Raw genomic sequence first — 10,829 nt, 5'->3', positions numbered from 1 at the left:
CCCGACCCGGCCCCGGCCTGAGCACGCCCCATCCAGCGTTGCGGTCACGCAACGCTAATTCGCCATGCCTCAAAGCACCCGAGCTGAATGCTTACAACCGAACCTGTACTCGGCACCATCACCAGCAAGGGCGACAAGAATCTCGTCCAGATCACCATCGACACCGACACGCCGCTCCGATTGCGAGTGACCGGTGACGAGCCCAAGTCTGGCGCTACTAACCTGCCTAGCCTCAAGCGTCCGAAGAGCGGCGTGGTCATCGCCACCGATAACCACCCTTTCTGGGTCGCTGGTGACATCAACGCGTGGGTCGAGGCCGTAGACGTCAAGCCCGGGATGTGGCTCCGTACTAGCGCTGGCGCTTACGTCCAGGTCACCACCACGAAACACTGGACCACCCACAACCAACGCGTCCACAACCTCACCATCGCCAACTTTCACACGTACTATGTGGAAGTTGATGCGGTGCCGGTTCTGGTTCACAATGCAGGCTGTGAAGTGGTCGATCCGCGTGGACCGGCCGGCGTACTGCTCAACAAAAAGGCGGGCGACGGCTTCCGTAATGATGTAGCAGCGTTTTTGAGGTCTCAAGGAAGAATTGTAACGACAGACGGAGAGAACAAGGGTGCCTTGACTTTTGTAACTCCCTACGGCACTCGAACTTTGGACTTGATGGTTCACGACAAAAAAGGTAATCTGCTAGGGTATGTAGAGACCAAGTGGGGTGGCGCCGGAGCTCGTTATGCTGGATCAAAGCAGGAGTTGGCTGATAACTGGCTACGTCAAAATCGGGGTCTGACGATCGATGTAGTAAGCGGGGGAGGTTGATCGTGGCATATGAGGTCCTGTTCTTTTGTAGGTGCACTCAAAGCCATGCGGAGGATTTCAGAGGTGAATTTTCCTCCTATCTCAGGCAAGGGATTCCTTCTCTTATGGAGGCGTCAGTTGCTTCAGGGCCTTCTTGGGTGGCTGTCGATTTTTTGGTCGATCCGCCGTCCGATGCGTGTCGCGTCACGTTTCGCTTGTACGACGATGTCGTAGCCTCCGAGTTGTCGCGTGTTTCGCGGGAATCAACCGATGGTGCGGTCGGTCAAAGTAATGCGCTAGGTGAGTTGGTCCTTTCTGGATCGCCCGACTCGGGGCTAGTCAATTTGATCTGGTCGACCTTCGTTGAATTCTTTGATGGGATTCCTTATGATGAGGAGTCGGGTTTTGAAGCAATGTTGAGCTGATTTCATCCTAATCTTGCTGGTCACAGGTTGATCGCGCGCCGCGTCGGTGATTAAAAGAGCCTGTGGTTGAAGTATTCAGCTCGGGTGCTTGAGGCAAGGTGAGATAGCGTTGCGTGACCGCAACGCTGGATGGGTCGTGCTCAGGCCGGCCGGGGCTGGGTCGGGTGGCAATCAGGGTCTGGTGAGTCGGCGAAGTCGGAGTATGCGGCGATGGCGGGGCCGCATCCGGGATCTCGGAGGGCCGGTGACGGTGGTGAATCCGTCCGATCCGGGGTCGGCGCCGTTGTCGGCGAATCCGCTCGCCCCGTTGCCCCATGCAGGCGCACATTGACATGCTTCGGGCGCTGTTCCAGGCGGCTTTCGATGCTGAGGAGCCGTTCCCGCAGATCATGGCGCAGGCCCTGCAAAGGGGCTACGAGAACAACGATTAGGACGTGGTGACGGGGCCTCGTAACGCTTGAGGCGAATATCGTCGAACGTGTGCTTCGCGGTTGATGAGTGCGGCGCTGGAAGTTTCATTTCAGGTGAAGAAGTCGAATTCTCCGTTGTGGACGCCGGCGAGGAAGGCTTGCCATTCGGCGCGGGTGTAGAGGATGACTTCGGCGTCGGGGCGGTGGCTGTGGCGGACGGCGACGCGGTCGGTGCCGTCCGTGAGGGGGCCGGCTTCGACGCAGTTGCCGCCGCCGTTGGGGCTGTAGCTGCTGATGTGCCAGGCGACGTGGGTGCGTTCTTCGGCGTTAAGGGTGTCGCGTGGTTCTGTCGTGCTCAACGCTCCTCCTCCGCTATCGCCGCGATCATCGCAACGGATTCGGCCGACCCGAGGGCCATGGCCATGTGGCCATCGTAGGCATGGACGAATCGCGAAATGTCGGGTGCCTCGGTGTAGATCGCACCCGCCAGCGTCTCTGTGTAGCCGACCTCGGGGAAGGGGCTCGGCATCCGGAAGATCTCGAAGCTTCCGTAAACGCTCGCCAGCTTTCCGGCCCCCAGTGGGAGCACTCGGATGTCCACTGTCGGCGACGCCGAGAGCTTGATCAGGTGGCGAAGTTGATCCTTGGTGACATGCGGTGCCCCGACCCTGCGACGCAGCACGGCCTCGTCCAGGATGGCGGTCACATGCGGCGGGTCAGTCTTGTGCAAGACCTGCTGGCGCGTCATGCGGAGTTCGTACCAACGTTTGATCTGCTCGTCCGTGGCCTCGTACTCGTCTGCCTGGATTACACGGTCGGCGTACGCAGGAGACTGAAGGAGGCCGGGCACGACCATTGCCGCATATGACCGGATGTGGGTGGCGCGGGACTCCAGCCAGACGTAGTCGATCAGGGAACCTGCGACGTCGTCGGCGTACCCGTCCCACCAGCCCTTCTGCCAGACGTCCTTGCTGAGGTTGAGCAGCTTCTCGCGAAGTGCCGGGTTGGAGACTCCGTACAGGTCGAGGAGCGCGAGCAGGTCGGGACGTCGGATCGGGTAGAAGCCCGTCTCGTACCGGCTGAGCGTCGCGGTGTCGCGCTGCAGGTACTCGGCGGCCTCCTTGAGGAGGATTCCCTTGCTGTCGCGAAGTTCGCGGAGTTGCTGTCCCAGCCACTGCGAACGGAGGGTCCCCGGCCTGGATGTAGCCGCCATCTTTCAGCCTTCCATGATCGCTCGGAAGTCCTGGAGCGAATTACTCAAAGCAACTTGCCCTGTGTTGTATGCGATGCGACTATACCGACAGTGTCCAGATGGATGCAGTGAGTTCCGCAAATGAGGGTGAGCCGGGACGGATCAACGCTTGGCGGCTACGTCCGTCCCGGCCCGGTCGCTCGGAAGGGAGCACCCGGATGGATGACGTCCACGAATCCGAACTACCGACTGTCTACCACGCGGACGTGGCGGAGTGGGCCGTGGCGCTTGGTGGAGGTGTGGCGCCGAGGCTGTTCGCTCTCGTGCGGGAGGTCCTCGGCGAGGACGATGCCGTCTTGGAGGAGGTTGTGGCTTACGGGATCGTCCTGCCGGATGGGTCGGCTGCCACGGTGCCGTTGAGCGGGCGGGGGTTCGGGCGGTGGCTCACTCCGGAGAGCGCGTCGCGGCGGATGGTCTCGGATCTGGTCTGGCTCTCGCCGGTGCCATGAGCCTGACATAGCGAGGCCCCCGGAACTCTCGAAGAGTCCGGGGGCCTTTGGGTGCCTCAGTAGGACGGCTGGCTGGGGTCGATCTGGTTGACCCAGGCCAGGACGCCGCCGCCCACGTGGACGGCGTCGGCGAAGCCGGCGTTCTTGACCACGGCGAGGGCCTCGGCGGAGCGGACGCCCGACTTGCAGTGCAGGACGATCTTCTTGTCCTGGGGCAGTCGTTCGAGGGCGGAGCCGTTGAGGAACTCGCCCTTCGGGATCAGCGTCGCGCCCGGGATCGAGACGATCTCGTACTCGTTGGGCTCGCGGACGTCCACCAGGAAGATGTCGTCGCCGTTGTCCTGCATGGCCTTGAGGTCGAGGACGGTGATCGTGGCGTCCTTCACGGCCTCGGTGGCCTCTTCGGAGACCGCGCCGCAGAACGCCTCGTAGTCCTCAAGGAGGTCGGTCTGCGTCGGGTTCTTGCCGCACAGCGGGCACTCGGGGTCCTTGCGAACCTTGACCGACCGGTACGTCATCTCCAGCGCGTCGTAGATCATCAGGCGGCCGACGAGGGGCTCGCCGATGCCGGTGAGGAGCTTGATGCCCTCGTTCACCTGGATGGAGCCGATCGAGGAGCACAGCACGCCGAGGACGCCGCCCTCCGCGCAGGACGGGACCATGCCGGGCGGCGGGGGCTCGGGGTAGAGGCAGCGGTAGCAGGGGCCGTGCTCGGCCCAGAAGACGGAAGCCTGGCCGTCGAAGCGGTAGATCGAGCCCCACACGTACGGCTTGCCGAGCAGGACGGCCGCGTCGTTCACCATGTAGCGGGTCGCGAAGTTGTCGGTGCCGTCGAGGATCAGGTCGTAGTCGGCGAAGATGTCCATGATGTTGTCGCGATCGAGCGCGGTGTTGTGCGGCACCACGTTGATCAGCGGGTTGATCTCACGGACGGCTTCGGCGGCGGACTCGACCTTCGGCTTGCCGAGGGACGACTGCTTGTGGATGATCTGCCGCTGCAGGTTGGACTCGTCCACGACGTCGAAGTCGATGACGCCGAGGGTGCCCACCCCGGCGGCGGCGAGATAGAGCAGCGCGGGGGAGCCGAGGCCGCCGGCGCCCACGATCAGGACCTTGGAGTTCTTCAGTCGCTTCTGCCCGGACATGCCCACGTCGGGGATGATCAGGTGTCGCGAGTAGCGGTTGACCTCGTCGCGGGTGAGCTCCGCTGCGGGCTCGACCAGAGGTGGCAACGACACGGTGGGTGCTCCTGTGCTGACGCTCGGCTGTGTTAGGGGGCGGGACGTCATCGTCCTCACCCCGCACAACCTTGCCATGTGCCGCCGCATTCCCGGGCGGCGGACGCCCCGGACGGGCCCCTCACCCGAATGTCAGGGCGGAATGTCGCGAAGCACAGTTAATCTTGACTGTTGTGGCATTCCTGCCCCCCTCCCAGCAGCCGCCCCCGCCGCGGCCCCCGTACCCTCCCGGCATGCCCGGCGGGCCGCCGTACGGTCATCGCGCGGGCCCGTACGCGGGTCCCCCGGGTCCTCCGCCCGGCCGGCCCGTGACGGTGCTCGGCCTGCGCGGACGGCAGTGGATGGTCGTGGCCCTCGTCGTCGGATGCTGCTACCTGGTCACCACCGGGATCTCCTTCACCGGCGCCTGGGCGACCCTCAACCGCGAGCCCACCAACGCGGAACTGCAGTTGGCCGCGAACAAGGAGGTGGCGCGCCGCTGGCAGGCGTGGCCCGCGCAGCGCATCTTCCCCGAGCGGCTCCCCTACAGGCCGCAGACGGGGCACAGCGAGTACGCGGCCCGGACGGGCATCGTCCCGGACACCGGGTGTGCGCAGGCCGTGGACGCCCAGATCGCGAAGACCATCCGCAGGCACGGCTGCAAGGCCGTTCTGCGCGCCACCTACGTCGACCAGCTTTTGGGCGTCGTCGTCACGATCGGCGTGGTGGCGTTCCCTGATCCGTGGAAGGCCGACAAGGCGTACAAGGAACTGCCCGGCTCGAAGGGCCCGGACGGTTCCGGCTCGGTGCGTCCCGCGCTGCACGCGGCGCCGTTCCCGGGGACGGCGTCCGCCCGGTTCACCGACGAGGCCCGGCAAGACCGGACCATCGACCGCGGCGGGCCGTACGTCGTGCTGACGACGTCGGGCCAGACCGACGGCCGTCCCGCGGCCGCGGTGAAGAAGGAGCGGCCGGGTGAGCCGTTCCTCCTGGCGCCGCAGATCGCCCATGTGGTCACACGGGCGTTGGCCGCCAAGGCCCTGCCCGACTGCTCCAAACCCGAGTGGGAGTGCTGACAGGAGGGTGATGCTGACCCGAGTGCCGAGGCCCCGGCGCGCCGTGGCCGCCGTCTTCGCGGTGGCGCTGGGCGGGACGTGGCTCATGCCCGTCCCCGCGCACGCCGACCTGGTCCGCGACCGGCAGCGGCCCTTCTTCGAGACCCTCGGCATGGACGCCGCGTGGAAGATCACCAAGGGTAAGGGCGTGACGGTCGCCGTCGTCGACTCCGGCGTCAACGCCGGCCATGCCGACCTGGCCGGGTCGGTCACCACCGGCCCCAACATGCTCGAAGAGATCGACGGCGGGACGACCCCGACGCGGGAGCACGGCACCGCGATGGCGTCGCTGATCGCCGGGCACGGCCACGGCCCCGGCCGCCGCGACGGGGTCATCGGCATGGCGCCGGAGGCCCGCGTCCTGTCCGTCCGGGTGATCAGCGAGCCGGAGGACCCGAATTTCCTCCGCTACCGGACGTCCGACGGCGCCGACGACTCGGTGGCCCGCGGCATCCGCTACGCCGCCGACCACGGCGCCGACGTGATCAACCTCTCGCTCGGCAAGGACAACGAGGTCGGCGAGGAGCGCGCCGCCATCGGCTACGCCATGGGCAAGGGCATCGTGGTGGTCTCCGCGGTCGGCAACGAGGGCGACGAGGAGCGCGCCCTCGACGGCGACGGGTTCGCGCCGTACTCCTACCCGGCGTCCTACCCGGGAGTCATCGCGGTCGCCGCGACCGAGGGGGACCACTCCCGCGCGCCGTTCTCCAACCGCAACTTCTCGGTGCTGCTGTCCGCGCCGGGGAAGGGCCTGCCGGTCGCCGGGCCCGGCGGCCAGTACTTCCTGAGCAGCGGCACCAGCGACTCCAGCGCGATCGTCTCCGGGATCGTCGCGCTGATCCGTGCGAAGTACCCCAAGCTGACGCCGGCGCTGATCGCCCAGGCGCTGATCCAGAGCACGAAGCACGGCCCGTCGGGCGGCTACAACGCCGAGGTCGGGTTCGGCGAGGTGCACGCGTCCCGTGCCCTGGCGGCGGCGGGGGAGCTGGCCTCCGCCGGTGCCGGCGGGGCGAAGAGCAAGCCCGACGGGCAGCGGTTCGGGAAGGACGCCCCCGGGCCCGTCGAGGTGATCGAGCGGCCCGCCTGGGTCAGCCCGCTGATCATAGGGATCGTGGTGGCCGGGATCGGCGGGACGATCGCCGCGGTCGCGATCTCGGTGACGTTCCGGCGCCGCCACCCCCGGACGGCGGTAGGCCCTCCGGCGGGCCCGCAGCCCGTCCCGGCTGGGGGCCCGTGGCCCATGGGGGGCCCGCCGCGCGGAGGCCCGCGGCCCCTCCCGGCGCGCGGTGACCCGTACGGCCCGCCTTTCGGGCAGCAGCAGCGCCCGCCTTCCGGGCAGCAGCGGCCGCAGGGCCGTCCGCAGTTCAACCCGCCGGGGCCGCCGCCGCCCAGGCCACCCGGCCCGGCGGGCGGTCCTCCACAGCACGCGTGATCGGCCTACCGGAGCGCGAGGGGCAGAATTGGCGGGTGCATGGAGATCCTGACGAGTACGCCGAGGCGGTCCTGGACGCGGTCGAGCTGATCCCGCCGGGCCGCGTCCTGTCCTATGGCGATGTCGCCGAGCTGGTCGGGCGGGGCGGGCCCCGGCAGGTCGGGCGGGTGATGTCCCTGTACGGGGGCGGGGTCCCGTGGTGGCGGGTCATCCGGGCGGACGGGAGTCCGCCGCAATGCCATGAGGGACGCGCCCACGAGCACTACCGCGCAGAGGGAACGCCCCTGCGCCCCGACGGCCGCCGTGTCGACATGACCCAAGCCCGCTGGCCGGGGCCGTCCTGACGCGGCCAGCGGGCCCGGCCAGCTTCGCCACATGCGTGTGTTCTGGCCAGAACAGTCACGGTGATCTGTTCCAATGAACTGTTGTGCCGTCTGCCTCCTACCGTCTCGTGCGCCGCGCGGGCCCCGCGCGGGCCGTCCCGCCCGTGCTCGACGAGCAGCAGCGGCGGGTGGTGGAGCATGCCGGCGGGCCGATGCTGGTGCTGGCCGGTCCCGGCACCGGGAAGACCACGACGATCGTCGAGGCGGTCGTCGACCGCATCGAGAACCGCGGCGCCGACCCGGAGCGCGTGCTCGTCCTGACGTTCAGCCGTAAGGCGGCGGGGGAGCTGCGGGAGCGGATCACGGGGCGGCTGCACCGCACGACGCGGACGCCGCTGGCCCTCACCTTCCACAGCTACGCCTACGCGCTGCTCAGGCGCGACGCCGTGGTGAACGAAGAGCCGGCCCCGCGGCTGCTGTCCGGGCCGGAGCAGCTCCTGGAAGTGCGGCGCCTGCTGGAGGGGGAGCTGGCGGACGGGGCGCGCGACTGGCCGGACCGGCTGCGGGCCGCGCTGGCGACGCGCGGGTTCGCCGAGGAACTGCGCGACTTCACCTTGCGGGCCGTCGAGCGGCAGTACATCGCCGAAGACCTCATCGCGCTCGGACGCATGCGCGGACGCGACGACTGGCCCGCCATCGGCGCGTTCATGGACCGGTACGCCGACCGGTTCGCGCTGGACCCCGTCCCCACCTACGACTACGGCGAGCTGATCCACATGGCCGCCGGCATGCTCGCGGACGAGGAAGTCCGGATCCGGGAGCAGGACGCCTACGACGTCGTGTTCGTCGACGAGTACCAGGACACCGACCCCGCGCAGGAAGCCCTCCTGCACTACCTCGCCGGAGACGGCCGCGACCTCGTCGTCGTCGGCGACCCCGACCAGTCCATCTACGGGTTCCGGGGCGCAGACGTGCGCGGCATCCAGGAGTTCCCCAACCGCTTCCCCACGCTGGACGGCGACCCCGCGCCCGTCGTGGCGCTGCGGACGTGCCGCCGGATGGGCCCCGAGATCCTCACCGCGTCCCGCCGCATCGCACGCCGCCTCCCCGCGGGCACCGCCGGCGCCGCCGAACACCGCGCGCTGCATCCCGTAGAGGAACTGGACGACGGCGAAGTACGCGCTGCGTCGTTCAGGGGGGGCGACCCCCCTGGACCCCCCGATGAAGTACGCGCTGCGTCTTTCAGGGGGGGCGACCCCCCTGGACCCCCCGATGAAGTACGCGCCGTGATCGCCGACTCCGAAAGCCAGGAGTCGGCCCTGGTCGCGGACGAACTGCGCCGCGCCCACCTGCTGGACGGCGTCCCGTGGTCGCGGATGGCGGTCCTGGTGCGCAGCGCCGTGCGGCAGGTCCCGGTGCTGCGGCGTGCGCTCGCCCAGGCCGGTGTGCCGGTGGTCGTCGCGGGCGACGAGGTCCCCCTGATCAGCGAACCCGCCGTCCGGCCGTTCCTGATCCTGCTGCGCGCGGCGCTGAAGAAGGGATATCTGGACGAGGTCGTCGCGGAAGACCTCCTGACGGGCCCGCTGGGCGGAGCCGACGCCCTCGCCATGCGCCGCCTGAAGCGCGCCCTGCGCGACCTGGAGGAGCTGTCGGGCGGTCAGCGTCCGCTCGGTGAGCTGCTGATCGCGGCGGTCGACGACCCGCGTGAGCTGATACTCGTCCACGAGAAGGTCCGCGCCCCGGCCGAACGGATCGCGCACCTCATCGATGTGGCGCGGCGCAGCGTCCACGAAGGCGGCACCGCCGAGGACGTGCTGTGGGCCGTGTGGCAGGAGAGCGGCCAGGCCGACGTGCTGCTCGGGCAGAGCGTCAAGGGCGGGACGCGCGGCGCGGCGGCCGACCGCGACCTCGACGCCGTCGTGGCGCTGTTCGACCATGCCGCACGGTTCGTCGACCGGCTGCCCCAGGCGGGGCCCGAACTGTTCGTCGACAACATCGCGTCCCAGGAGATCGCCGGTGACACGCTCGCCGAGCAGGCGCCCCAGGGCGAGGCCGTCCGGATCCTCACCGCGCACCGCTCGAAGGGCCTGGAATGGGACGTGGTCGTCGTCGCCGGCGTCCAGGAGGGCGTCTGGCCCGACGTGCGGCTGCGCGGGTCGCTGCTGGGCGTCGAGGAGATGGTCGAGCACGCCGCCGGGTCCGAGCCGGACGGCGAGGCCGCGGCCGGTGCGTCCATGGCGGCGAAGATGCTGGACGAGGAACGCCGCCTGTTCTACGTGGCCGTCACCCGCGCCCGGAGACGGCTGGTCGTCACGGCGGTCGGCGGCGACGACACCGAGGAGCGGCCGTCCCGGTTCCTCAACGAACTGCTCCCAGGCGCGATCGAGCAGTCGCAGCTCGACGAGAAGACCCGGTGGCTTTCGCTGTCCGCGCTGGTCGCGGACCTGCGGTCCGCCGTCGCCGACCCGTCCCGCCCGGAGCCGCTGAGACGCGCCGCCGCCGGGCACCTGGCGCGCCTCGCCCGCGCGGGCGTGCGGGGCGCGAAACCGGAGAACTGGTACGCCATCACCGCGTTGTCCGATCCGGGGCCCGCGTTCGACGAGGACGAGCAGATCACCATCTCGCCGTCCCAGGTCGAGGCGTTCACCACGTGCGGGCTGCGCTGGCTGCTCGCCTCCGCGGTCGGCGCGCAGGACGGCGGGCCCAACGAGTACAGCACGATGGGCAAGGTCATCCACGCGGTCGCCGAGATGGCCGGCGCGGACGACGGCATCAGCGAGGTCCACGTCGCCGAGCGGCTCGACGAGATCTGGAACGATCTGGAGTTTCGCAGCTCGTGGTACTCGGAGAAGCAGCGCGAGCAGGCCACGCGGATGGTCGACAAGTTCCTCACCTGGCACCACGACAACCCCAACGAGGTCGTCGCGCTGGAGGAGTCGTTCAAGGTCGACCTGGGCCGCGTCGTCATCAAGGGCCGCATCGACCGCGCCGAACGCGACGAGCAGGGCCGCGCGGTCATCATCGACGTCAAGACGTCCTCCACCGCCGTCCCCAAGGACGACCTGGCCCGCCACCCGCAGCTCGGCGTCTACCAGTACGCGGTGATGCTGGGCGCGTTCGAGCGGCACGGGCTGATCGAGCCCGGCGGTGCGAAGCTCGTCCAGGTCGGCAAGGCGGCGTTCACCGCCAAGGCGCGCGAGCAGGAGCAGCCGCCGCCCGCCGACGACGAGGACCCCGAGTGGCCGAAGAAGCTCATCGAGGTCGTCGCGACCGGCATGGCCAGCGATGTCTTCCAGGCGCGGGCGAACGACAAGTGTCGCACCTGTCCCGTACGCTCTTGCTGCCCTGTTCATGACGAGGGCGGCCAAGTAGCGGATTAGCTGTCGGGGACTGGCTCGG

General features: G+C 68.7%; 10 protein-coding genes. 7 read left to right on the top strand and 3 right to left on the bottom strand.

The genetic code is table 11. The features are described 5' to 3' along the window. Positions 1–87: 87 nt before the first annotated feature. Together ACGFK0_RS19545 and ACGFK0_RS19540 are read left to right on the top strand one after the other, a co-directional pair. The gene (locus ACGFK0_RS19545; RefSeq protein ID WP_392906505.1) at positions 88–828 is read left to right on the top strand and encodes a polymorphic toxin-type HINT domain-containing protein; all 741 of its coding nucleotides are present in this window, start codon (positions 88–90) and stop codon (positions 826–828) included. Positions 829–830: 2 nt separating this feature from the next. Then, on the top strand, positions 831–1,232 hold the full coding sequence (locus tag ACGFK0_RS19540) for a hypothetical protein (RefSeq protein WP_392906504.1): 402 nt from the start codon (positions 831–833) through the stop codon (positions 1,230–1,232). A gap of 520 nt (positions 1,233–1,752) precedes the next feature. Here the strand turns inward: ACGFK0_RS19540 and ACGFK0_RS19535 are convergent. Beyond that, on the bottom strand, positions 1,753–2,001 hold the full coding sequence (locus tag ACGFK0_RS19535) for a DUF397 domain-containing protein (protein ID WP_392906502.1): 249 nt from the start codon (positions 1,999–2,001) through the stop codon (positions 1,753–1,755). After that, positions 1,998–2,855: a helix-turn-helix domain-containing protein gene (locus ACGFK0_RS19530; protein WP_392906501.1), complete on the bottom strand. Its 858-nt coding sequence runs from the start codon at positions 2,853–2,855 to the stop codon at positions 1,998–2,000. The genes ACGFK0_RS19535 and ACGFK0_RS19530 overlap by 4 nt, the downstream gene beginning before the upstream one ends. A gap of 197 nt (positions 2,856–3,052) precedes the next feature. Here ACGFK0_RS19530 and ACGFK0_RS19525 point away from each other — a divergent pair, with 197 nt between their 5' ends. Next, positions 3,053–3,343, top strand: a complete 291-nt coding sequence (locus ACGFK0_RS19525; RefSeq protein ID WP_392906499.1) for a hypothetical protein — start codon at positions 3,053–3,055, stop codon at positions 3,341–3,343. 56 nt (positions 3,344–3,399) lie between these two features. On the opposite strand, the gene moeZ is transcribed toward ACGFK0_RS19525, so the two are convergent. Then, on the bottom strand, positions 3,400–4,581 hold the full coding sequence (gene moeZ / locus ACGFK0_RS19520; protein WP_392906498.1) for an adenylyltransferase/sulfurtransferase MoeZ: 1,182 nt from the start codon (positions 4,579–4,581) through the stop codon (positions 3,400–3,402). Between the two features lie 233 nt (positions 4,582–4,814). Between moeZ and ACGFK0_RS19515 the strand changes: the two genes are divergently transcribed. The 4 genes from ACGFK0_RS19515 (at position 4,815) to ACGFK0_RS19500 (ending at position 10,810) form a co-directional block, all read left to right on the top strand. Then, positions 4,815–5,636 carry a hypothetical protein gene (locus tag ACGFK0_RS19515; RefSeq protein WP_392906497.1) on the top strand — a complete coding sequence of 274 codons (822 nt, stop codon included), beginning with the start codon at positions 4,815–4,817 and terminating at the stop codon, positions 5,634–5,636. Between the two features lie 10 nt (positions 5,637–5,646). Continuing rightward, complete coding sequence (locus tag ACGFK0_RS19510) at positions 5,647–7,107, top strand: S8 family serine peptidase (RefSeq protein ID WP_392906496.1); 1,461 nt, start codon at positions 5,647–5,649, stop codon at positions 7,105–7,107. 35 nt (positions 7,108–7,142) lie between these two features. Continuing rightward, positions 7,143–7,451 (top strand): MGMT family protein, encoded by a 309-nt coding sequence (locus ACGFK0_RS19505; RefSeq protein WP_392906494.1) that lies wholly within the window; start codon positions 7,143–7,145, stop codon positions 7,449–7,451. Between the two features lie 83 nt (positions 7,452–7,534). Beyond that, entirely contained in the window at positions 7,535–10,810 is a 3,276-nt protein-coding gene (locus tag ACGFK0_RS19500; protein WP_392906493.1) for an ATP-dependent helicase, read from the top strand. Positions 10,811–10,829: the final 19 nt, after the last annotated feature.

The organism is Spirillospora sp. NPDC048823, from assembly GCF_043198445.1.
Lineage (GTDB): Bacteria > Actinomycetota > Actinomycetes > Streptosporangiales > Streptosporangiaceae > Spirillospora.
Note: the sequence above shows the minus strand (reverse complement) of the source record. Positions and strands in the feature narration are given on the sequence as shown.

What these genes read in the sequence shown, in the direction of transcription:
- ACGFK0_RS19530 (WP_392906501.1), bottom strand. Translation starts at nt 2,855, where the DNA reads ATGGCGGCTACATCCAGGCCGGGGACCCTCCGTTCGCAGTGGCTGGGA.
- ACGFK0_RS19510 (WP_392906496.1), top strand. Translation starts at nt 5,647, where the DNA reads ATGCTGACCCGAGTGCCGAGGCCCCGGCGCGCCGTGGCCGCCGTCTTC.
- ACGFK0_RS19525 (WP_392906499.1), top strand. Translation starts at nt 3,053, where the DNA reads ATGGATGACGTCCACGAATCCGAACTACCGACTGTCTACCACGCGGAC.
- ACGFK0_RS19515 (WP_392906497.1), top strand. Translation starts at nt 4,815, where the DNA reads ATGCCCGGCGGGCCGCCGTACGGTCATCGCGCGGGCCCGTACGCGGGT.
- ACGFK0_RS19545 (WP_392906505.1), top strand. Translation starts at nt 88, where the DNA reads ATGCTTACAACCGAACCTGTACTCGGCACCATCACCAGCAAGGGCGAC.